Here is a 21,186-nt window from a genome sequence, read left to right on the forward strand (position 1 = left end):
CCGCCCGGCCGCTCCTACACCATCCTGAACCGTAGGAGCGACTTTAGTCGCGATATGCCGAGGCCAGGCTCAGCCGAGCAGGTGGTTCTCGTACTCGTCGCGCAGTTTGGTCTTCAGCACCTTGCCGGTGGCGTTGCGGGGCAGGGCGTCCACGAACACCACGGCATCGGGCACCTGCCAGGAGGCCACCTGGCCCTCGAAGCCGGCCAGCACGTCCTGCTCGGACGGGTCCTGACCCTCGGCCTTCACCACGATCAGCAGCGGGCGTTCGTCCCACTTGGCGTGCTTGGCGGCGATCACCGCCGCGTCCGCCACTTGCTCCATGCCCATGGCGATGTTCTCCAGCTCCACGGAGCTGATCCACTCACCGCCGGATTTGATCACATCCTTGGAGCGGTCCTTGATGGTCAGGATGCCGTTGGGGTCCAGGGTGGCGATGTCGCCGGTGGGGAACCAGCCCTGCTTGTGCGGCGCCGGGGTATCCACGTTGAAGTACTCGCTGATCACCCAGTGGCCCTTGGCGTACAGGTCGCCCTGGGTGTCGCCGTCCATGGGTTTCTCGTTGCCGTCTTCGTCGCCGATCATCAGGTCCACGCCGAACGGCGGCCGCCCTTGCTTGGCGCGGATCGCCGCCTGCTCTTCCGGGGACAACGCCATGTGCTTGTGCAGCAGGGTGCTCACCGAACCCACCGGGCTCATTTCGGTCATGCCCCAGGCGTGCAGGGTGTCCACGCCGTAGTCGTCGCGGAAGGTGGCGATCATGGACGGCGGGCAGGCGGAGCCGCCGATTACCGTGCGGGTCAGGGTCGGTACTTTCTCACCGGCTTTCTTGAGGGCGCCGATCAGGCCCTGCCACAGGGTCGGCACGCCGGCGGCGCAGGTTACTTCCTCGCTGTTGATCAGGTTCTTGAGGCTGTCGCCGTCCAGGCCCGGGCCGGGCAGCACCACCTTGGCGCCGACCATGGCCGCCGCGTAGGGAATGCCCCAGGCGTTCACATGGAACATGGGCACCACCGGCAGCAGGCAGTCCCGGGCGGTCAGCGCCAGGCTGTCGGGCAGGGCCACGGCCAGGGAATGCAATACCGTGGAACGGTGCGAGTAGAGCGCGCCCTTGGGATTGCCGGTGGTGCCGGAGGTATAGCACAGGCTGGAGGCGGTGTTCTCGTCGAACTCCGGCCATTCGAAGCCGTCGTCGCCCTGTTCGATCAGGTCCTCGTAGAACTTCAGCCCCGGCACCTTGGCGGCGGCCTCGTCGTCCTTGCCGCTGAGCAGGTAGACGTGCTCCAGCTTGGGCAGCTTGTCCTGCAGGGCCTCGATCAGCGGCAGGAAGGTCTTGTCGATGAACAGGACCTTGTCCTCGGCGTGGTTGAAGATATAGACCAGCTGTTCCGGGAACAGGCGCGGGTTGATGGTGTGGCAGACCAGGCCGGCGCCGGACACGCCGAAGTAGATCTCCAGGTGGCGGTGGTTATTCCAGGCCAGGGTGGCGACCCGGTCGCTGCGTTCCAGGCCCAGACCCAGCAGGGCGGAGCCCAGGCGCCGAGCGCGTTGTTCCACCTCTCCCCAGTTGGTGCGGTGCAGGCCGCCGGCGGTTTCCACCGAGACGATTTCGCCGTCGGCGTGGTAGCGGGCCGCGTGGCGGATCTGGCTGCTGATCAGCAGCGGTTGGTTCATCATCTGGCCTAGCATAGGAGCTCTCCGAGTGTTTGCCGTTGTTGTTTTGAGACCTTCGAGATTTCCTTTATCCGAAGGAGCTGTCAAATCCGTCCGGACCAGGGTGGCGGCGTGCCGGTCGTATCCCTGTGAAAGGAAACGGGTTCGGCGTTGGAAACTGAATCAGTCCGCTTGACCTACCATTGGGACAGTCACGGTTTTCTTCCGTGGCTCGCTGGGATAATGTGGCCGCCCTTTCGTGACAGCCGCTTTCCGGAACCCTGCTATGTGGATCAAGAACCTCACCGTCTTTCTGGGCACCGAACCCTTCAACTGGAGCGCCGCCGAGCTGGAGGAGCGCCTGGACGCGCACCGCTGTCCGCCCTGTGGCCGCCAGAGTCCGAGCAGCGAGGGCTTCGTGCCGCCGCTGAAGAACGAGGACCGCATGGTGGTGGCCACCGGCAGCTATTTCTACCTGGTGCACCAGGAAATCACCCGGCTGCTGCCCGGGCCGGTGGTCAAGGAGGAACTGGACGCCCGGGTGGAGGAAATCCGCGACCGCGAGGGGCGGCCGGTGGGTCGCAAGGAGCGCTCCGAGCTGAAGGACCAGATCACCTTCGAACTGCTGCCCCAGGCATTCACCCGTTCCCGGCGTACCGGCGTGCTGATTGACCCCCAGCGCCGCCGGGTGATGGTGGATTGCGGCTCCGAGAGCCGCGCCGAGCAGGTGGTGTCGGCCCTGCGCAAGGCGCTGGACTCGCTGCCGGTGAGCCGCCCCACCGCCGCGTCGGCCACCACCGCCGCGTTCGCCGGCTGGCTGCGTGATCCGCGCGGTCTGCCCGACGGCTTCACCCTGGGCGACCGCTGTGAATTCAAGAACGGCGACGGCGCCAGTGTGCGCATCACCGCCCTGGACCTGGGCCGCGAGGAAATCCTCGCCCACCTGGAGGAACTGGCGGCGGTGAAGGTGAACCTGGCCTGGAAGGACGAGATGGAGTTCGACCTGCAGCAGGACTTCGCCATCAAGCGCCTCAAGCCCCTGGACCTGATCCAGGAAAACCTGGATGGGATCAACGCCGAGGACGCCCTGGACGAGATGATGGCGGGGCTGGAGCTGCAGGGCGGAAGCCTGCGCGCGGTACTGGATGCGCTCTACAACTACTTCGAGGTCAAGGCCGAGAGCGGTCCTGGCGCCGACTGAAGCGGATCGCGACTGAAGTCGCTCCTACGGCGGCAGTAAGTTGTAGGAGCGGCCGGGCGGCGTTCCGCTTCAGTCGCGATACCCGGCGCCGTCATGGCTACCTGCTCCAGGGCTGGCCCCAACCCGCCAAAAACGCTACAGTCCCGTCTAAATGTTTACACTGTAAACACTGAAACGGGAGCCTGATATGATCGAACAAACCATCCAACACTGGCACCGCCTGGTGGAGAGCAAGGACGCCAATGAGCTGGACCGGCTACTGGCCGATAACGTGGTGTTCCACTCGCCGGTGGTACACACGCCCCAGGAAGGCAAGGCGATCACCAAAATGTACCTCACCGCCGCCCTGCACACGCTCAATAACGAGCACTTTCGCTACGAGCGCGAAATCCTTCAGGGCGACAACGCCATGCTGGAATTCACCACCAACCTGGACGGCATTCACCTTAACGGCGTGGACATCATTCACTGCGACGCCGAGGGTCGCATCGACGATTTCAAGGTCATGGTCCGCCCGCTGAAAGGGGTCAACAAGATCCACGAAATGATGGGCGCCATGTTGGAGCGGCTGAAAAAATAAAGGGCTCGCCAAGGCGGACCCGATACAGGATGCATCCTGCACCCTGTATCGCGGCCGACAGGCCGCTAGTCGAAAACGATCACCTGCCGGATTGCCTCGCCCTTGGCGAGCCGCTCGAAGCCTTCGTTGATGTCCTCCAGCTTGAGCCGGTGGGTGAGCAGCTTGTCCACCGGCAGGCGGCCGGCCTGATACAGGGCGATGTACTCGGGAATATCCAGCGCCGGCACGTGGCCACCCAGGTAGGAACCCAGGAAGCGCCGTTCCTCGGCGACCATCTGAACCGGGCTTACCGCCAGCCGCGTGCTCGGGTGGGGCAGGCCGGCGGTGACCGTGCTGCCGCCCTTGCCGGTGGCGGCGAAGGCGAATTCCAGGGCCGGGCCCACGCCGGCGAATTCCGCGGCGATGTCCACGCCGCCGCCGCTGATGGCCTTCACCTGTTCCACGGCGTCTTCGTCGGCGGAGTTGACCACGTGGGTGGCGCCCAGGGATTTCGCCATGTCCAGTTTGTCCTGGGCGATGTCGGCGGCGATGATCTGGCGGGCGCCGCCGGCCACGGCGCCGAGCACTGCGGACAGGCCGACGCCACCCAGGCCCACCACCAGCACCGACTGGCCGGCGCGCAGGCCGGCGGTGTGCACCACCGCGCCCACGCCGGTGAGCACCGCGCAGCCGAACACGGCGGCGATATCGAACGGCAGATCCTTGGGAATTTTCACCGCCGAGCGCCGTGAGGTGACCGCGTGCTCGGCGAAGCCTGAGACACCCAGGTGATGGTTCACGGTGGTGTCGCCCTGGTGCAGCCGGCGGCCGCCGCCCAGCAGCACACCCTCGTTATTGGCCACCGCCCCCGGCGCGCACAGGGCGGCGCGGCCGCCCAGGCAGTAGTCACAGGTGCCGCAGCTGGGCACGAACGAAAACACCACATGATCACCCACTTCCAGGTCGGTGACCCCGGGGCCCACTTCAAGTACCTCCCCGGCGGCTTCGTGGCCCAGGGCCATGGGCAGCGGTCGGGGCCGGTTGCCGTCGATCACCGACAGGTCCGAGTGGCACAGGCCGGCGGCGCGCACCCGCACCAGGATCTCGCCGTGTTCCGGAGCGTCCAGCTCCACCTCTTCGATCTTCAGCGGTTTGGAGCCGCCGTAGGGGCGCTCGGCGCCCATTTCGCGAAGTACTGCCGCGCGGGTCTTCATGGGGATTCCTCTTGGTTGTCCCGGGAAGGGTTGTCCTGGGAAGGGTTGTCCGGGGGAAGGTCGTGTTTGGTGAAGGTGCGGTCGTTTTCGCCTTGGAAGAAGCGGCGACCGTAAATCAGGATGCACAGCGCCACGCCCACCGCGAACGCCCAGGTGGCGCCCTTGGTGGCGAGCACCGCGGCGATCACGCCGGCGATGCCCAGGTCACGCTGGCTGCGTGCTTCCAGCACGCCGATGCGGACGCTGACATAGCCCTGGATCAGCAGGGTCAGCGCCAGCGCCACGCCGAGAATCGGTTCCACCAGACTGACGATGGGCATCAGGATGAGGCCGGTGTTGGTGCCCCATCGGAACGAGCCGGCGCCGCCGAAGATTGAGTCCATCGCCTTGCGGCCTTCCTTGAAGCGCTCCACGATCACCACGTGCATGGCCGCCCACAGCGGGCCGCACATGGCCACGTCCGGGCCGATAATGCTCATGGTGGCGTTACGGCCGCCAAAGATCATGTGGGCGCGGTCCGGGTTGTAGTCCACCTTCTCGTCCCGGCGCGATTCGTCCGCCTCCTTGAGTAGCGCCTTGCCCTGCAGTACATCGCCGAACAGTACGATGTAGGCGGCCAGCATGGTCGGGATCGCCTGCAGGAACATGGGCACCGACGGCAGGCCCAGGCCGAACACCGTGTACTCGTTCCACAGGGTCACGAAGTCCGGCTTGGAGAAACCCCACTCGATGGTGGGCCAAGGCGCTTCCGCGAACAGCGGCGCGATCACGATGGCCAGGACGATGATCGGGAAGATACCCAGCTTGCCGAAGTTGGCCCAGAAGGCGTTGCGTCGCTTCAGCCAGGCGAAGTGCCGCGAGAAGATCAGATAAAAGGCGATGCCGATGGCGATGGAAATGGTCCACGGGAAGCTGTCGAAGCGACCGCCCACCTTGAACACCGATATCACCGCCGCGATGCCCGCGCCCATGATGATGCCGGCCTTGATCGCCGGCGGCACCAGGCCCACCACCTTGCGCGACAGGCCGGTGATGCCCAGGCCGATACAGAACAGCCCCAGCAACAACTGGAAGGCGATCAACGCGTGCACCCGCTCCGGGCCCTCCGGGAAGGTCTGGCAGTAGGCGATCAGCAACGGAATCGCCGGCGTGATCCAGCCCGGCACCACCGGGTCGCCGAGCAGGTGATGGGTGAGATAGAGCAGGCCGTTGAGCATCACCACCGCCAGCGCCGCCTCGAAGGGCATGCCCAGCAGTTCGGTCATCAACGGAATGGCGGCCAGATCGACGGCGCACATCAGCAGGCCCTGGAAATAATCGGGCCACTCAAAGCGGTAATGCAGGAAGGGGAGGCGGACCTTGAACGGACCCAGCGGCCAGTAGCGGGTCTCGCCGTCCGCGCGGCGATAGTCTCTCATCTTGGTTCCCGAGCCAAAATAGTGTTTTGAAATACTGTAGAGCGACGGGGCTCCGGGTCAACCGCCAGGGCGCTCAGCCCGCCACGGTGGCGTACAGGTAACGGCCAATCATCGCCAGGCACATCAGCACGATCAGCGGCCGGATCAGCCGCTGGCCGCCGCGCAAAACGGCGTGGGCGCCGAGCCAGGCGCCGGTGAGCTGGCCGAGAATCATGGTGCCACCCACCAGCCACAACACCTTGCCGCCGATCACGAACAGCACCAGCGAGGCGATGTTGCTGGCGAAATTGAAGGCCTTGGCGTGGGCGGTGGCGGTGATCAGCTCGCGGCCGCGCAGGGCCACCTCCGCCAGGGAGAAGAAGGAGCCGGTGCCGGGGCCGAAAAAACCGTCGTAGAAGCCGATCGCCGGCACCACCGTGCGTTCGTAGAGGGCTGCGCCCAGACGCGGAGCCCGTTCCACCCGGCCCGCGCCGGGCGTGAGCAGGAAATACAGGGCGATGATCGCCAGCACCACCGGCACCAGAATCTCCAGGGCATCGGTGTGCACCACCTGTACCAGCACCGTGCCGGCGGCGCTGCCCACCAGTGCCCAGAGAAACGGCCGGCGTACCGCCGCCGGCGAGAACCGCCGCAAACGCAGCAAGGTGAAGGTGGCCATGCCGGAACCGAAGGTGCCCTGCAGCTTGTTGGTGGCCAGGGCCTGCACCGGCGGCAGCCCGGCCAACAGCAGGCCGGGCAGGGTGAGCAGCCCGCCGCCGCCGGCCAGGGTGTCGATGAAGCCGGCCAGCAGCGCCAGGCCGCCGAGCATGAACAGCGTTGTCAGTTCCAGTTCCAAGCCCGTTCCCCGCCGTTGGTCGCGGCGCTCACTCTACTCCGGCGCCAGGGGGGGTGGAAGAGCGCCGCTGGCCGTTAAAGACTGTAAATCCGTGAAGTGTCCGGGGCGCGGTCGGGGCCCGTATGCGGTCAAATAGGAGGGAAACATCAAGGAGGACCCATGCGTTACTGCACCGTCTTGCTGGCGGCGCTGGTCGCTCTGAGCGGTTGTGACTCGTCGCCCCTGGGCAAGGCTGCCCCGGGTAATAGCGGCGCGCGTAGCACCGCCGTGGCGTCCGGCGCGCCCCAGGCTCGATATGAGAATCTGGATTATGGCATCGCGCTGAGCTACCCGAAGGAAGAGGCGGAGCGCAGCAAGGACCGCGATGATTACTTCGACGAGGGAGGCTGGCGGCTGGGCGCGGGCCCGGACGCTCCGGGCGCGGCCTTATTGGTATTGCGGCTGAAGGGCTCGGATGAAATCCGCGCTGGCGAGTTGCGCCTGGGCGCCAGCCGCGACGAGGCGGCCCTGGCCACCTGCACCGAGCCCGATCCCTGGGCGCGGCGTGGCAGCGTCGGCGAGGCCCACTTGGATGGCGTTATCTTCACCACCTTCCAGGGCGGTGATGCCGCCATGAACCACTATCGCAAGGTGCACGCCTACCGGGCCGTGCACCGTGGCGTGTGCTACGCCATCGATCTGGTGGTGCAGGGCAGCAACGGCCAGGTGTATGACCCGCCCCGGGAGGCGCCGTTCAGCGAAACCCGCGCGTTCGGTGATCTGCAGGCCCTGGTGGACGGCACGCGCTTCATCGAGCGGGCTCCTTGACCCGGAACCAGGCCGCGTACAGCGCCGGCAGGAACAGCAACGTCAACGCCGTGGCCACGATCAGCCCGCCCATGATCGCCACCGCCATGGGCCCGAAGAAGTCGCTGCGCGACAGCGGAATCATCGCCAGCACCGCGGTCAGGGCGGTGAGAGCGATGGGGCGGAAGCGGCGTACCGTGGAATCGATGATCGCATCCCACTGGCTATGTCCCTGTTCGATGTCCTGCTCGATCTGGTCCACCAGGATCACCGAGTTGCGCATGATCATGCCGGCCAGGGCGATGGTACCGAGCATCGCCACGAAGCCGAACGGTTCGCCGAACAGAAGCAGGAACACGGTCACCCCGATCAACCCCAGGGGCGCGGTGAGGAACACCATGGTGGCCAGCGAGAAACTGCGCAGTTGCAGCATCAGCAGCGTTACCACCACCAGGATGAACAGCGGCATGCCGGCGTTCACCGAGGCCTGGCCCCGGGCGGATTCCTCCACCGTGCCGCCGACTTCCAGCAGATAGCCCGGCGGCAGGTTGTCGCGGATACCGGCCAGGTCCGGCCAGATCCGCTGCACCAGGGTGGCGGGCTGCTCGTCGCCGTAGATGTCGGCGCGCACGGTGATGGTGGGCAGCCTGTTACGGTGCCAGATCACCCCTTCCTCGAAGCCGTATTCCAGGGTCGCCACCTGATTGAGCGGCACGCTGCGGCCGGATTCGGTCTGCACCGCCAGGTTGCCGAGCTGGCCCAGCGCATGGCGCTCGCGGCGGTCGCCGCGCACTTCCACGTCGATCAGCTCGTTGTCTTCCCGGTACTGGCTCACCACCACGCCGGACAGGGAGCTCTGCAGGGCCCGGGACAGGTCGGCGCTGTTCACGCCCAGCGCCCGGGCGCGGGCCTGGTCGATGTTCAGGCGAACCACCTTGCTGGGTTCCTCCCAGTCCAGGTGCACATTGGTGACCTCCGGATTCTCGCGCACCTTGGCGGCCACCGAGCGGGCGATGGCGCGCACCTCGGGAATGTGCTCGCCGGACACCCGGAACTGGATCGGGTAGCCCACCGGCGGGCCGTTCTCCAGCCGCGATACCCGGCTGCGCAGGGTCGGGAATTGATCGTGCAGGGTGTCGATCAGCCAGGCGCGTACTTCCTCGCGCTCCTGGATATCGCGGGTCAGCACCACGAACTGGGCGAAGCTGGCCGCTGGCAGTTGCTGGTCCAGTGGCAGGTAGAAGCGCGGCGACCCGGAGCCGATGTAGGCCACGTAATTCTCGATCTTGTCGTTACCGGCGATCATCTTCTCCAGACGTCGGGCCTGCTCCTCGGTGGCCGCCAGAGAGGCGCCCTCGTGGAGCTTCAGGTCCACCATCAGCTCCAGCCGCGCCGAAGGCGGGAAGAACTGCTGCGGTACCAGCCGGAACAACGCCACCGCGCCGAGGAAGATCAGCACCGTGGAAACGATCACCGTCTTGCGGTACCGCACGCACCACAGCACCAGCCGCCGGAAGCGCTGATAGAAAGGTTTCTGGTAAGGGTCATGCACCTGGCCGCTGTCGTCGCGGCGTGCCAGGTTGGGCAGCAGCTTGTCGCCCAGGTAGGGCACGAACACCACCGCCGTGATCCAGGACACCAGCAACGACAGGGTCACCACCTGGAAGATCGAGCGGGTGTACTCGCCGGTGCCGGACTGCGCCGTGGCGATGGGCAGAAAGCCGGCGGCGGTGATCAGGGTACCGGTGAGCATCGGGAAGGCGGTACTGGTCCAGGCGAAGCCCGCCGCCTTGATGCGGCTGAGCCCCTGTTCCATTTTGATCGCCATCATCTCCACGGCGATGATGGCGTCGTCCACCATCAGGCCCAGGGCCAGCACCAGGGCGCCCAGGGAAATCTTGTGCAGGCCGATGTCGAAGTAATTCATCAGCGCGAAGGTCATCGCCAGCACCAGCGGAATCGACAGTGCCACCACCAGGCCGGTGCGCGCGCCCAGGGAGAAGAAGCTCACCAGCAGCACGATCACCAGCGCCTCGATCAGCACCTGCACGAACTCGCCCACGCCGTGTTCCACCGCCGCCGGCTGGTCGGACACCTTGCGCAGCTCCAGGCCGGCGGGCAGGGTTTCCTGCAGCCGCTTGAACTCCCCGTCCAGGTGCTCGCCCAGGGCGAGGATGTCGCCGCCTTCCTTCATGGACACGGCGATGCCGATGGCGTCCTCGCCCATGAAGCGCATGCGCGGCTGGGGCGGGTCGCTAAAGCCCCGGTAGACGTCGGCGATGTCGCCCAGGCGCAGGGTGCGGCCCTCGGCGCGGATCGGGAAGCGGCGGATTTCATCCACGGATTCGAACTGGCCGCTCACCCGCAGCCGCACCCGGTCGCTGGGGGTCTCGAAGAAGCCCGCCTCGGCCACCGTGTTCTGGGATTGCAGCGCCTGCTGCACCGCGCCCATGGGAATGCCCAGGGAGGCCAGCTTGGTGTTGGAGATTTCCACCCACACCTTTTCGTCCTGCAGGCCCACCAGCTCCACCTTGCCCACGTCTTCCACGCGCTGCAGAGCCAGTTGGATACGGTCGGCGTAGTCCTTCATCAGGGCATAGTCGAAGCCCGGGCCGGTGAGGGCGTAGATATTGCCGAAGGTGGTGCCGAACTCGTCATTGAAGAACGGCCCCTGAATGCCCTGGGGCAGGGTATGGCGGATGTCGCCCACCTTTTTGCGCACCTGGTACCAGAGGTCGGGAATGTCCCGGGAGTGCATGTCGTCGCGGGCCATGAACAGCACCTGGGACTGGCCCGGCCGGGAAAACGAGGTGATGCGGTCGTAATCCCCGGTTTCCATCAGCTTCTTCTCGATGCGTTCGGTGACCTGCCGCGATACTTCCTTGGCGCTGGCCCCGGGCCAGACCGTGTTCACCACCATCACCTTGAAGGTGAAGGGCGGGTCCTCGCTTTGTCCGAGCTGGGAATAGGACAGGACGCCCAGGGCACCCAGCACGATCATGGCGTACAGCACCAGGGTGCGGTTGCGCAGTGCCCATTCGGAAAGGTTGAAGCGCATGGCTTACTCCCCGTCCGTGCCGTTCAGATGCAGCGGCCGGTTTTGCCGGTCCACCGGCTGCACCGTCTGCCCCTCGCGCAGCACCTGAGTGCCGGCGGCCACCACCCAGGCGTCCATGGCCAGGCCGGCCAGCACCGGCACCCGCTCGGCGTGGTAGGCGCCGGTTTGCACCGGGGTTTTGGTCAGGGTCAGGTCGTCCGGGTTCACCACCCACACATAGGCGTCGCCGTCGTCGGCGGTGACCGCCGACAGCGGCAGGCTGAGCGCCTCGCCGTTACCGCCGTGCACCAGCACGCGGGCGCTCTGGCCCAGATCGGCGCCGACTTCGTCGTTGTCGAAGGCGACCCTTGCCTCGAAGGTGCGCGACGCCGGGTCCGCCGACGGCGCCAGCTCACGAATATGGCCTGGGAAGGTGTCGCCGGGTCGGGACCACAGTTCGATGGCCACCTCGTCGCCCACCTGGAAACGGTCGATGTCCTGTTCCGGCAGGTCGATGCGCACCTCCCGGTCGCCGTCCACCGCCAGCACGAACACGGTCTGGCCAGCGGCCACCACCTGGCCGGCCTCCGCCAGCCGTCGGGCGATGACGCCGTTATCCGGGGCTTCAAGGACCGCGTAGCCGGCCTGGTTACGGGCCACGTCCATCTGCGCCCGGGCCTGTTTGAGCTGGGCTTCGGCGGCCTGGAAGCGGCTTTCCACGCTGTCGAACTGGGAGCGGCTCACCACGCCGCGCTCCACCAGCGGCCGGTAGCGTTCCAGCTCGCTGGCGGCCAGCCGGTGGTCGGCGCGGGCGGAGGCCAGCCGGGCGCGGGCGGCATCCAGCTCCAGGCCCACGTCCTCGGCGTTCAGCTCCGCCAGGGGCTGGCCCTGCTCGACCCGGTCCCCCACGGTCACCAGCCGCCGGCTGATCTTGCCGCCGATGCGAAACGCCAGCTCCGGCTCAAAGCGGGCGCGCACCTCACCGGGAAAAATATCCATCAGGGTGTCGGCGCCTTCCGGCTGCACCACCAGGGCCGGGCGTGGCTTCACCTCGCCCTGGGGCTCCGCCGGGGAGCAGGCGGCCAGCGTCAAGGCCAGCGGCGTCAAGGCAAGCAAGAGAGGACGGAACATGGCGTGGACCCTCGGAGCGTTATTGTGGAATCACGTAAAAAAAGCGTCGGTTAGCGCATCGGCAATGCTATACTCGCCGGTATAGTAATTTTATTGAACTTACTGGTCCAGTATTTGGAAGGCCATTTGGAGCGACATGTCCGATAATGACCCCCAGACTGGCCTGCGCGGCCGGCCCAAGGACCCGGCCAAACGCCAGGCGATTCTGGATGCCGCCAAAGCCCTGTTCCTCGCCCAGGGTTTCTCGGGGACCAGCATGGATGCCGTGGCCGCCGAAGCGGGAGTCTCCAAGCTCACCGTCTACAGCCACTTCTCCGATAAGGCGACGCTGTTCGCCGCCGCCGTGGAGGCCAAGTGCCAGGGCCTGATGCCCGTTCCCATCTTTTCCCTGGAGAGCGATGACGCTCTGCCCCGGGTGCTGGAGCGCATCGGCCATGCCTTCATGGAACTGATCAACAGCGAGGAAGCCATTGGCCTGGAACGGCTGATGAACAGTCTGGCCAGCCAGGACCCGGAGATGGCCCGGCTGTTCTTCGAGGTGGGGCCGGAGCGCACCCTCAAGGACATGGAGCGCTTGCTGATCGCCGCCCGGGAGCGGGGACTGGTGGTCCTGGACGACCCCTGGGGCGCCGCCGAGCTGTTCTTCGGCATGCTGCAAAGCTGCCGGCACATGCAGGTGCTGATTGGTTGCGCGCCGCCGCCGGGGCAGGCCGAGACCGAGGCCCATGTGCGCGAGGTGGTGCGCGTTTTCCTGCGCGGCTACGCTCCCTAGGCCCGGCGGGCCCCGGGGTCCGAAAACGGCGAGTGCCGTGGTTCGCTCCGGGGGTATCATCGGCTCATGTTCGATGACGATGTCCGCTACCGCGCCCTGAGCGCCCGGGACCCCCGCTTTGACGGCCACTTCTTCGTGGCCGTCACCTCCACCGGCGTGTACTGCCGGCCGGTGTGCCCGGCCCGGGTGCCGCGCCGGGAAAACTGCCGTTTCTACCCCAGTGCCGCCGCCGCCGAGGCGCACGGTTACCGTCCTTGTCTGCGCTGCCGCCCGGAACTGGCCCCCGGCCACGCCAGCGTGGACGCCCGTGGCCGGCTGGCGCGGGCGGCGGCGGCGCGGCTGGAAGCCGGGCCCCTGGACGAGGGCGGGCTGGCGGCCCTGGCCGTCGAACTGGGCGTCACCGATCGCCACCTGCGGCGTGTGTTCCGGGACCAGTACGGCGTTACGCCGGTGGCCTACGCCCAGACCCGGCGGCTCCTGCTGGCGAAGCAATTGCTTACCGACACCCGTCTGCCGGTGACCGAGGTGGCCCTGGCCGCCGGCTTTGGCAGCCTGCGCCGCTTCAATGCGTTGTTCCAGCAGCGCTACCGGCTCAAGCCCTCCAGCCTGCGCCGCCGGGGCGCGCGGCCCACCGATACCCTGACTTTCCTGCTCGCCTACCGGCCGCCTTATCCCTGGGCGCCGCTGGCTGATTTCCTCGGCCAGCGGGCCATTGCCGGGGTCGAACACCTTGACGGTGATGTTTACCGGCGCACCGTGGCGTTGCGTCGCGGGGAGCGCCTGCACCGGGGCTGGCTGGCGGTGACCCCGGTGGCGGGCAAGGACCAGTTACGGGTAACCCTGTCCGCCTCCCTGGCGGCGGTGGTGCCGGAGGTTCTGACCCGTCTGCGGTGGTTGTTCGATCTGGATTGCCAGCCGGAGGAAGTGGCCGGGGCCCTGGGCGAGCTGGCCCAGGGGTGGCCGGGGCTGCGCGTGCCGGGTGCCTTCGACGGTTTCGAGGCGGCGGTGCGCGCGGTGCTCGGCCAGCAAATCACGGTGCGCGCCGCCCAGACCCTGGCCGGCCGGGTGGCGTCTCGCCTGGGTGAGCCCCTGGACACGCCCTTCCCGGAACTGACCCACACCTTCCCGGAGGCGGCCACGGTGGCGGACGCCGACCCGGAAGCGCTCGGCAAGCTGGGTATCCTGCGTGCCCGGGTGGGCGCCATTCAGGCTCTGGCCCGGGCCTGCGCCGACGGCGGCCTGGTGCTGGCACCGGGGGCGCCGGTGGATGCCACCCTGGAACGGCTGCGGGCGCTGCCCGGCATCGGCGACTGGACCGCCCAGTACCTGGCCCTGCGTGCCCTGTCCTGGCCGGATGCCTTCCCGGCCTCGGATTACGGCGTGCTCAAGGCGCTGAATGAACGCTCACCGGCGCGGGCCCGGCGGCGCGCCGAGGGCTGGCGGCCCTGGCGGGCCTACGCGGTGTTGCATTTGTGGCAGCGGCTGGCGGATCAGTCCGCCTCGCAGGCCACCGGTGGCGCCGGGCGGTAGCGCTGATGGCGGCGGCTGTAGGCGCTCAGCGCCACCCCCGCCGCCATCACCAGGCAACTGAACGCGAACACCAGCCGGAAGCCGTCGCGCCATTCGATCAGTGGCCCGGCCAGGGCCGGCCCCAGCAACTGCCCCACGGCGTAGAACAGGGTCACGAAACTCACCGCCACCGGCGCCCGGTGGGCCGGCACGGTTTCCGTGGCCGCCGCCAGCACGGTGGAGAACATGCCCGCCGCGCACAGCCCGATCAGCACGAAGTGAACGCCGAACGCCCAACTGCCCGGGTGGATCACCGGAACCAGGGTGGCCACCAGGGACAGGCCCATGGACAGCATCAGACCGCTGGCGTAGCCGAGCCGGTCGGCCAGCCAGCCCCAGGCGGGCCCGGCGAAAATCGACAACATCCCCATCGTGGAGACCAGATGCCCGGCGGTGATCGGCGGCGTGCCCGCGTCCAGGGCGAAGCTGTACATAAAGGTGGTCTGGACGATGAAGGTAAGCCCCAGTACGCCGTAGATCAGCCCCACCACGATCACATGAGGATTGCGAAAAACAGGCTCGTCCGGCTCGCCCAGCGCGCTGGCGGTGTCCGGCGCCAGGGGCCGGGGCGGATTGCGCAGGAACAGGGCCACCAGCACCGTCACCGCCACGCCGCCGGCGGCGAACAGCAGCCATACCCGACGCCAGCCGTCGCCGGCGGCGGCCTCGGTGAGCGCCGGCACCAGGGCGCCGGCCAGCAGCATGCCAATGCCCACGCCGCTGTTGGTGAAGCCGATCACCGCTCCGCGCCGGTGCGGATAGGTGTTGGCCAGCAAGGAAATCAACGGGGTATAGCCGAAGGCGGTGCCGGTGCCCAGTACCACCATCAATACGATCAGCAGGGGGTAGTCGCTGGCGCGGCTGAGCCCCAGGAAACCGGCGATCACCAGTACCAGCCCGATCAGGATGGCGGTCTTGCCGCCAAAGCGCGCGGCGAACACCCCGGCCACCATCACCAGCAGCAGATAACCCAGGGCGTTGGCGGTGCTCAGGTTGGCGGCCTGCTGGTAGCTCAGGTCCAGGCCCTCGCGCATGGCCGGCAGCACCAGGCCATAGCTGAGCCGGGCGAATACCAGCAGCACCACGGTGCACAGGGCCCCGGTGGTCACCATCAGGAAGAACGGCGGGCGCCGTTGAAAGAAACGCATGGAAACCCCGGTATGTTGTTGGTGTTATGACGGCTCGGCTCAGTGTACTCCGCCGGTGTTATCGGGCATACCGATAGGTATGCAGGGGGGAATTCAGGGGGTTGCGGGCCGGTCTTCCCGGTCCTGGGTGGTTATAATGCCAAGGTTCGTGTTTCAGGAGTAATGTCGATGGAAACCCCCCGTCCAGGCCGTTATCGGCACTTTAAAGGCAATGATTATCAGGTGTTGGGCACGGCCACGCACTCGGAAACCGGTGACCACCTGGTGGTCTATCGTCCCCTGTACGGAGAAGGTGGGTTGTGGGTGCGTCCCCTGGCTCAGTTCCAGGAAACGGTGTTCCGCGATGGCGTTGAGCAACCACGATTTCGATGGCTGGATGAACAGTGAGCGAGCCGGCGGCGTTGAGGCGCTCGTCCGGTGGCTGGTGGGTTGATCGGAATTGCCGGTCGCTGTTCCCTGACTGGCAGGCGCTGGAAAGCCTGGAGTCCCGTTTGGTGGCCAGCAGCAGCCTGAGCCGCGTGGTTTATAGCCGCCAGAGCGATGAGGGTTATTTTATCAAGACCTACCAACGCGGTGGCGGCCACCTCCACGACTGGATTGGCACGCCCCGGGTGGCTGGGGAGTGGCGTAACCTGCTTTATTTTCAGCGTTTGGGCTTACCGGTGCCTGAGCCGGTGGTGTTTGGCGTGGAGCGTCGCCGGGGCCGTTTCCGGCGTGGTGTTCTGGTCACGCGGGAGGTACCGGGCAGCACCGATCTGGCCCGCCTGGCGGTGGACGGCGACCCCCGGCTGCGGCAGCGGGACTGGCTATGCGCGGTGGGGCGTCAGGTCGCCGATGCCTTGGCGCGGATGCACGCCGACCGCTTTTGCCATGGTGATATGAAGTGGCGGAACCTGCTGGTGAAAGAGAACGGCGGGCCTCGTGTTTACTTCTTCGATTGCCCGGCCGGGCGCCGCTGGCGTGGACCGTTTCTGACGCGTCGCCGGGTCAAGGATCTGGCGTGCCTGGATAAGCTCGGGCGCGAACACCTGAGCCGTACCGACCGGCTGCGCTTCTATTTGCGTTACAAGAGGCTTGACCGGCTGACCCCGGCCAGCAAGAGGGAAATCGCCAGGATCGAGCACTACTTCGACGGTTGCCGCTGATTCAAGGATGCAAAGCAATCGGGCAGGGCCTAAGATGCCCGTTTTGCGCGAGCCCACCGCCATGTCCCAAGCAATACCCGTCCTGCGCCTGCGGAAGAATGAAGAACGCCGCCTCAAGGCCGGCCACGACTGGATCTACGCCAACGAGGTGGACAGCGGCGAAACCCCGGTAAAGGATCTGCCCGCCGGTGCCGCCGCCCTGGTCCAGGATGCCCGTGGCAAATCCCTGGGCCGGGCGCTGCTCAGCCCCCATTCCCTGATCGTGGGCCGGCTCTACAGCCGCGACCCGGAGCAGGAGCCCAGCCGCAGTTTCTTCAAGAAACGCATCGAGCAGGCCCTGGCCCTGCGCGAGACCCTGTTTGCCGAGCCCGGCTATCGGCTGATCCACGGCGAGGCCGATGGCCTGCCCGGCCTGGTGGTGGACCGCTACCGCGATACCCTGGTGATGCAGGCCGGCACCGCTGGCATGGAGGCGCACCTGGAGACGGTGGCCTCCGCGCTGGACGCGGTCATCAACCCGGCCAATATCGTGGTGCGCAACGAGGCCGGCGTGCGCGAGCTGGAAGCCCTGCCGCTCTACACCAAGGCGCTCAAGGGCGAGGTGCCCGAGGAAGTGCATCTGCACGAGAACGGTGGCCATTTCGTGGCGCCCCTGCGAGACGGCCAGAAGACCGGCTGGTTCTTCGACCACCGTGCCGCCCGCGCGCGCATGGCGCCGCTGGCCAAGGGCGCCCGGGTGCTGGACGTGTTCGCCTACTGTGGTGGCTGGGGCGTACAGGCGGCCCTGGCCGGCGCCCGCGAGGTCACCGGCGTGGACAGCTCCGCCCTGGCGCTGGATTTCATGCACCGCAACGCGGAACTGAACGGCGTCGGCGATCGCCTGCGTACCCTGGAAGGGGACGCCCAGACCGCCATGAAGGAGCTTATCGCCGACGGCGAGAAATTCGACCTGGTGATCCTCGATCCGCCCGCCTTCATCAAGCGTCGAAAGGACTTCAAGAACGGCCTGGCCGGTTACCATGCCATCAACGAGCTGGCGGTGCGGCTGGTGAAGCCCGGTGGCTATCTGGTGTCCGCCTCCTGCTCCATGCACCTGCCGGCGGACAAGCTGCTGGACGTGGTGCGTGCCTCCGCTCGCCACATCGACCGCGCCCTACAGATCATTGGTCAGGAAGGCCAGGGGTCGGACCATCCGATCCAGCCGGCGATGCCGGAAACCGCGTATCTGAAGAGTTGGTTCGGGCGGTTGCTGTTCCGCTTCTGATTCCCGGCCGCTCCTACACCCAGACGACGACGGCGACCAGGGCCAGCACCAGGGCCGTGGCCCGCTCCACGCGGACGTGATGCCGGCGCAGGGCGGCGAGCACCGGCCCCCGGGCCAGCAGCAGCGCCACCAGGGAATACCAGGCGCCGTCGATGACCACCGCCGTGGCCGCCACCTGCACCCGGGCGGCGGTGCTCATGCCGGCATCGATGAACTGGCTGAACAACGCCAGAAAGAACAGTGCCACCTTGGGGTTGAGAAAGGCGATCAGGAAGCCGTCCCGGGCGGGGCGACCTCGGTCCTCCGGGGCGGAGGCCGGCGCCTCGCCGGCGCCACGCCAGCTCTTCCAGGCCAGCCACAGCAGGAACAGCGAGCCGGCCAGTCGGATGCCGGTTTCCAGGGACGGGAAGCGGTGCAGCACCACCGCCAGGCCGGCCACGGTGGCGGCGGCGTAAACGCCGATGCCCAGGGCGTGGGCCAGACCGGCGCGCACCCCGGCCGGTGCCGAGCCGTGCAGGGTATGGTGCAACACCACCGCCAGGCTGGCGCCTGGCGTCATCGCCCCCAGGGCACACACCCCGGCCAGCAGTAACCAGTCCTCGATCGCAAGCATGTCGTTCGTCCGTTCAGGAAGCGGGCATTGCACGCCAGGGCGCCGTTCCCGTCAACGCTTACATAAAAACACCAAACGGTTCGCCGCCGCTAAGTGGCTGTCCGCAAAGCAGTTCGCGGCGGCCCGGCGGGACCCCGTGACGGCCGCTCACGGGGCCTTGACGAAAACCGCCGGGTCCTTGACCCGGGGCTCACTCCGGCGCGTGCAGCGTCGGTCGCGGGTTCCACATGAACGGGAACGACCGCCGACCAAATCAGGAGAATAATCATGTACAGCCAGCCTCAAGGGCCAGCCAGAGACCGTGCCGGAATGCCCCGGCGCCCAGCACTCATGCCGACCCTGCTTAGCGCACTCATGGCCGCCGCCGTGCTGTTGAGCGGTTGCGGGGGCGACGACGATGACGACGACCCGGTGATGCAGGCTCCGGACCCGGCGGTGCAGGGCCAGACCGTGTTCCGCTATGAAACCTTCGGCAACCAGCGCTTCTGGACCGACGCCATGCAATTGCCCCAGGGCATCGCCGGCGCCGGCGTCACGCCGTTGCAAGCCCTGGGGCTGGGCCTGAACGTCAACGTGGGCGCGCTCAGCGACGGCACCGCCCAGGCCCTGTTGGACGCCCTGGAGCAGGTGGGCAACGGCACTCCGCCGGAAGATACCGCCCTGGGCAGCCCCGCCGTCACCCTGTTGCTGATCAACGAGGGCGCGGTGATCGGCGTGGTGCCCTTCGATGAAAACGGTGACCGCAAGCCCCTGGGGAGCGACGCGGACTACAACGGCATGGATTCCCTGGACATCGCCGGCGGCGACAAGGTGGGGGTGACCTGCGCCCTGTGCCACGCCAAGACCGACGGCTCCGTGGTGCCGGCGGGCATGGTGGGCCCGGGCTCCGTGGGCGCGGAAACCGACGGCGTGATCGCCGGCGGCCTGGACGTGGGCGCCATCTTCGCCGCCGCCGACAACCCGCTCGCCTACCTGCCGCTGCTGCAACTGCGGTTCGACGCTCTTAACGGCGCCACCATCGGCAAGGGCGACTTCGCCGGCATCGCCTCCGGCGGTACCGTCGCCGACGCCACCGCCGCCGCCCGCACCTATCTGACCGGCACTTTCGTGGACGGCGAGGAGGAAAAACGCTACTACGGCAGCACCTCCTTCGACGCCACGCCGGACGGCATCGGCAACGCCACCTACATCCCGCCGTTCTTCCGCACCGACCTGGCCGCGCCCTGGGGGCAAAGTGGCGCCTTCGCGGAACTGGAGGATTTCAACAATCTGGTCTACACCGTGGCTCTGGATCCCACCAGCCTGCTCACCGCCGATGGCCGCGCCTTCCTGAACGTGCTGGCCGGGCCAGTGGGCGACGAAATCGCCGACCGCTATGAAGCGGTGCTGCGCGACACCGGGGTGATTCCGGACGGCATGGCCGCCTCGGACGTGCTGCCCTTGGTGGACGTGGCCCGGGACGATCTGGCCGCCGGTAGCGCCGCCGGTCCGGTGGGCCGCCGCGTCAGCCAGGACAAGCTGGACGCGCTGACCGCCTACACCGATCAACTGGCCGCGCCGCCGGCGCCGGACGGCCTGGACGACCAGCTCGTCAGCCAGGGCCAGGATCTGTTCACCACCGCCCGCGGGGAGGGCGGCGCCGGCTGTGCCGGCTGCCACACCGCCAACCCCAACGAGCCGGTGGAGAACCGCATCATCGCCATCGACACCCTGTACCGGGCCTACGGCATGCCGGATGTGATCCTGGACCGCTCCGCCAACGGCCTGACGCCGATTCAGAACAGCACCGCCGGCCCGGCGCCGTCCTACGACGATTCCGTGGTGGTACTGGACGCCAGTGTGCGCGGCGAACAACGCGGCCAGGCCAAGCCCTTGCTGCTGGGTCTGAACACCAAGCTGAACTACCTGCATGATGGCTCGGTGGGTCTGGATACCCCGGCTGCCGGGCTCGAAGCCTTGCTCGACCCGGCCCGTGGCGAGAACGCGCCGCACCCGTTCTACTTCCCGGGCAACCTCGACAATGGCGACGACCAGAACGGTCGCGACGCCCTGGTGGAGTTTCTGCTCAGCCGCACCACCACCAACTGACCGGCATTGTCATCCCCCCAAAACAGCAGGGCCTCCTTGGAGGCCCTGCTTTTCAGGTTTCCGACCACTGGCGCAGCAGGTTGTGGTAGGCGCCGGTCAGTTGCAGCACCGCCGTTTCATCGCCGCCGGTTTGCTTGAGGCGGGTGATGGCGGTGTCCATGTCGAACAGCAGGGTGCGGCGGGCGTCGTCGCGGATCATGCTCTGCACCCAGAAGAACGAGGCCAGCCGGGCTCCCCGGGTGACCGGCTGCACCTGATGCAGGCTGGACGCCGGGTACAGGATCAGGTCGCCGGCCGGCAGTTTGACCTCGTGTTCTCCGTAGGTGTCGGCGACGATCAGCTCACCACCTTCGTATTCCTCCGGCTCGCACAAAAACAGCGTGCAGGACAGGTCCGTGCGCAGCTGCTTGCCGGGGAAGCCGCCGTGGCCGGGCAGCCGCATCACCGCCCCGTCCACATGCATGCCGTAGGTGCCGCCGCCCTGATAGCGGTTGAAACGTGGCGTCAGGATCTCCACCGGCAGGGCGGCGGCGAAGAACAGCGGGTGGCGCGCCAGCGCCGCCAGCACCCGTTCGGCCAGTTGTCGCCGTAACGGCGCGTTCTCCGCCAGTTGCTGGTTGTGTTTCACGGCGGCGCCCTGGGCGCCCACCGTTTCACGACCGTCCACCCATTGGTCGCTGGTTTCCAGCGCCCGGCGGATCTCCCTGACTTCCTCGGCGCCGAACACCTCGGGTACGTGCAGCAGCATAGTCG

The 21,186-nt window shown here is 67.3% G+C and carries 18 protein-coding genes; 9 read left to right on the top strand and 9 right to left on the bottom strand.

The genetic code is table 11. The features are described 5' to 3' along the window. Positions 1-69: 69 nt before the first annotated feature. On the bottom strand, positions 70-1,689 hold the full coding sequence (locus ACLD02_RS18335; RefSeq protein WP_203105653.1) for a long-chain-fatty-acid--CoA ligase: 1,620 nt from the start codon (positions 1,687-1,689) through the stop codon (positions 70-72). A gap of 250 nt (positions 1,690-1,939) precedes the next feature. On the opposite strand from ACLD02_RS18335, the gene ACLD02_RS18340 reads away from it, so the two are divergent. Next, on the top strand, positions 1,940-2,854 hold the full coding sequence (locus tag ACLD02_RS18340) for a recombination-associated protein RdgC (protein WP_203105654.1): 915 nt from the start codon (positions 1,940-1,942) through the stop codon (positions 2,852-2,854). 187 nt (positions 2,855-3,041) lie between these two features. Beyond that, complete coding sequence (locus tag ACLD02_RS18345; RefSeq protein WP_203105655.1) at positions 3,042-3,434, top strand: nuclear transport factor 2 family protein; 393 nt, start codon at positions 3,042-3,044, stop codon at positions 3,432-3,434. Positions 3,435-3,499: 65 nt separating this feature from the next. Here ACLD02_RS18345 and ACLD02_RS18350 read toward each other — a convergent pair whose 3' ends face one another. The 3 genes from ACLD02_RS18350 to ACLD02_RS18360 all read right to left on the bottom strand — a co-directional run bounded on the left by ACLD02_RS18350 (position 3,500) and on the right by ACLD02_RS18360 (position 6,880). After that, positions 3,500-4,627, bottom strand: coding sequence for a zinc-dependent alcohol dehydrogenase family protein (locus ACLD02_RS18350; RefSeq protein WP_203105656.1), 1,128 nt, complete (start codon positions 4,625-4,627; stop codon positions 3,500-3,502). Next, positions 4,624-6,045 carry a hypothetical protein gene (locus tag ACLD02_RS18355; protein ID WP_410299371.1) on the bottom strand — a complete coding sequence of 474 codons (1,422 nt, stop codon included), beginning with the start codon at positions 6,043-6,045 and terminating at the stop codon, positions 4,624-4,626. The genes ACLD02_RS18350 and ACLD02_RS18355 overlap by 4 nt, the downstream gene beginning before the upstream one ends. A gap of 73 nt (positions 6,046-6,118) precedes the next feature. After that, on the bottom strand, positions 6,119-6,880 hold the full coding sequence (locus ACLD02_RS18360; RefSeq protein WP_203105657.1) for a TSUP family transporter: 762 nt from the start codon (positions 6,878-6,880) through the stop codon (positions 6,119-6,121). 159 nt (positions 6,881-7,039) lie between these two features. Here ACLD02_RS18360 and ACLD02_RS18365 point away from each other — a divergent pair, with 159 nt between their 5' ends. Continuing rightward, the gene (locus ACLD02_RS18365; RefSeq protein WP_203105658.1) at positions 7,040-7,687 is read left to right on the top strand and encodes a hypothetical protein; all 648 of its coding nucleotides are present in this window, start codon (positions 7,040-7,042) and stop codon (positions 7,685-7,687) included. Here ACLD02_RS18365 and ACLD02_RS18370 read toward each other — a convergent pair. After that, positions 7,668-10,724, bottom strand: coding sequence for an efflux RND transporter permease subunit (locus ACLD02_RS18370; RefSeq protein ID WP_410299372.1), 3,057 nt, complete (start codon positions 10,722-10,724; stop codon positions 7,668-7,670). The two genes, ACLD02_RS18365 and ACLD02_RS18370, sit on opposite strands and share 20 nt — an antisense overlap. 3 nt (positions 10,725-10,727) lie before the next feature. Then, positions 10,728-11,834 (bottom strand): efflux RND transporter periplasmic adaptor subunit, encoded by a 1,107-nt coding sequence (locus ACLD02_RS18375; protein WP_203105660.1) that lies wholly within the window; start codon positions 11,832-11,834, stop codon positions 10,728-10,730. A 136-nt stretch (positions 11,835-11,970) separates the two neighbouring features. On the opposite strand from ACLD02_RS18375, the gene ACLD02_RS18380 reads away from it, so the two are divergent. Both ACLD02_RS18380 and alkA read left to right on the top strand, forming a co-directional pair. After that, positions 11,971-12,606: a TetR/AcrR family transcriptional regulator gene (locus ACLD02_RS18380; RefSeq protein ID WP_203105661.1), complete on the top strand. Its 636-nt coding sequence runs from the start codon at positions 11,971-11,973 to the stop codon at positions 12,604-12,606. A gap of 66 nt (positions 12,607-12,672) precedes the next feature. Then, the gene (gene alkA / locus ACLD02_RS18385) at positions 12,673-14,136 is read left to right on the top strand and encodes a DNA-3-methyladenine glycosylase 2 (protein ID WP_410299373.1); all 1,464 of its coding nucleotides are present in this window, start codon (positions 12,673-12,675) and stop codon (positions 14,134-14,136) included. Here the strand turns inward: alkA and ACLD02_RS18390 are convergent. Continuing rightward, the gene (locus tag ACLD02_RS18390) at positions 14,097-15,323 is read right to left on the bottom strand and encodes an MFS transporter (protein WP_410299374.1); all 1,227 of its coding nucleotides are present in this window, start codon (positions 15,321-15,323) and stop codon (positions 14,097-14,099) included. The two genes, alkA and ACLD02_RS18390, sit on opposite strands and share 40 nt — an antisense overlap. A 168-nt stretch (positions 15,324-15,491) precedes the next feature. On the opposite strand from ACLD02_RS18390, the gene ACLD02_RS18395 reads away from it, so the two are divergent. The 3 genes from ACLD02_RS18395 to ACLD02_RS18405 all read left to right on the top strand — a co-directional run bounded on the left by ACLD02_RS18395 (position 15,492) and on the right by ACLD02_RS18405 (position 17,732). Beyond that, positions 15,492-15,710 carry a DUF1653 domain-containing protein gene (locus ACLD02_RS18395; RefSeq protein WP_410299375.1) on the top strand — a complete coding sequence of 73 codons (219 nt, stop codon included), beginning with the start codon at positions 15,492-15,494 and terminating at the stop codon, positions 15,708-15,710. Further along, on the top strand, positions 15,707-16,468 hold the full coding sequence (locus ACLD02_RS18400; protein ID WP_410299376.1) for a lipopolysaccharide kinase InaA family protein: 762 nt from the start codon (positions 15,707-15,709) through the stop codon (positions 16,466-16,468). The genes ACLD02_RS18395 and ACLD02_RS18400 overlap by 4 nt, the downstream gene beginning before the upstream one ends. Before the next feature lie 61 nt (positions 16,469-16,529). Next, positions 16,530-17,732, top strand: a complete 1,203-nt coding sequence (locus ACLD02_RS18405; protein WP_410299377.1) for a class I SAM-dependent rRNA methyltransferase — start codon at positions 16,530-16,532, stop codon at positions 17,730-17,732. A 13-nt stretch (positions 17,733-17,745) separates the two neighbouring features. Here ACLD02_RS18405 and ACLD02_RS18410 read toward each other — a convergent pair whose 3' ends face one another. Further along, positions 17,746-18,345 carry a LysE family translocator gene (locus ACLD02_RS18410; RefSeq protein WP_203105666.1) on the bottom strand — a complete coding sequence of 200 codons (600 nt, stop codon included), beginning with the start codon at positions 18,343-18,345 and terminating at the stop codon, positions 17,746-17,748. Between the two features lie 330 nt (positions 18,346-18,675). Here ACLD02_RS18410 and ACLD02_RS18415 point away from each other — a divergent pair, with 330 nt between their 5' ends. After that, on the top strand, positions 18,676-20,433 hold the full coding sequence (locus tag ACLD02_RS18415) for a hypothetical protein (RefSeq protein WP_410299378.1): 1,758 nt from the start codon (positions 18,676-18,678) through the stop codon (positions 20,431-20,433). 52 nt (positions 20,434-20,485) lie between these two features. On the opposite strand, the gene ACLD02_RS18420 is transcribed toward ACLD02_RS18415, so the two are convergent. Continuing rightward, complete coding sequence (locus ACLD02_RS18420; protein ID WP_410299379.1) at positions 20,486-21,181, bottom strand: Fe2+-dependent dioxygenase; 696 nt, start codon at positions 21,179-21,181, stop codon at positions 20,486-20,488. Between the last annotated feature and the right edge of the window lie 5 nt (positions 21,182-21,186).

Source organism: Alloalcanivorax sp. C16-2, assembly GCF_046507615.1.
Lineage (GTDB): Bacteria > Pseudomonadota > Gammaproteobacteria > Pseudomonadales > Alcanivoracaceae > Alloalcanivorax > Alloalcanivorax marinus_A.

Excerpts from the sequence above, each read along its gene's own strand:
- ACLD02_RS18335 (WP_203105653.1), bottom strand. The coding sequence starts at position 1,689 with ATGCTAGGCCAGATGATGAACCAACCGCTGCTGATCAGCAGCCAGATC.
- ACLD02_RS18340 (WP_203105654.1), top strand. The coding sequence starts at position 1,940 with ATGTGGATCAAGAACCTCACCGTCTTTCTGGGCACCGAACCCTTCAAC.
- ACLD02_RS18345 (WP_203105655.1), top strand. The coding sequence starts at position 3,042 with ATGATCGAACAAACCATCCAACACTGGCACCGCCTGGTGGAGAGCAAG.
- ACLD02_RS18350 (WP_203105656.1), bottom strand. The coding sequence starts at position 4,627 with ATGAAGACCCGCGCGGCAGTACTTCGCGAAATGGGCGCCGAGCGCCCC.
- ACLD02_RS18355 (WP_410299371.1), bottom strand. The coding sequence starts at position 6,045 with ATGAGAGACTATCGCCGCGCGGACGGCGAGACCCGCTACTGGCCGCTG.
- ACLD02_RS18365 (WP_203105658.1), top strand. The coding sequence starts at position 7,040 with ATGCGTTACTGCACCGTCTTGCTGGCGGCGCTGGTCGCTCTGAGCGGT.
- ACLD02_RS18370 (WP_410299372.1), bottom strand. The coding sequence starts at position 10,724 with ATGCGCTTCAACCTTTCCGAATGGGCACTGCGCAACCGCACCCTGGTG.
- ACLD02_RS18375 (WP_203105660.1), bottom strand. The coding sequence starts at position 11,834 with ATGTTCCGTCCTCTCTTGCTTGCCTTGACGCCGCTGGCCTTGACGCTG.
- ACLD02_RS18380 (WP_203105661.1), top strand. The coding sequence starts at position 11,971 with ATGTCCGATAATGACCCCCAGACTGGCCTGCGCGGCCGGCCCAAGGAC.
- alkA (WP_410299373.1), top strand. The coding sequence starts at position 12,673 with ATGTTCGATGACGATGTCCGCTACCGCGCCCTGAGCGCCCGGGACCCC.
- ACLD02_RS18390 (WP_410299374.1), bottom strand. The coding sequence starts at position 15,323 with ATGCGTTTCTTTCAACGGCGCCCGCCGTTCTTCCTGATGGTGACCACC.
- ACLD02_RS18395 (WP_410299375.1), top strand. The coding sequence starts at position 15,492 with ATGGAAACCCCCCGTCCAGGCCGTTATCGGCACTTTAAAGGCAATGAT.
- ACLD02_RS18405 (WP_410299377.1), top strand. The coding sequence starts at position 16,530 with ATGTCCCAAGCAATACCCGTCCTGCGCCTGCGGAAGAATGAAGAACGC.
- ACLD02_RS18410 (WP_203105666.1), bottom strand. The coding sequence starts at position 18,345 with ATGCTTGCGATCGAGGACTGGTTACTGCTGGCCGGGGTGTGTGCCCTG.
- ACLD02_RS18415 (WP_410299378.1), top strand. The coding sequence starts at position 18,676 with ATGCCGACCCTGCTTAGCGCACTCATGGCCGCCGCCGTGCTGTTGAGC.
- ACLD02_RS18420 (WP_410299379.1), bottom strand. The coding sequence starts at position 21,181 with ATGCTGCTGCACGTACCCGAGGTGTTCGGCGCCGAGGAAGTCAGGGAG.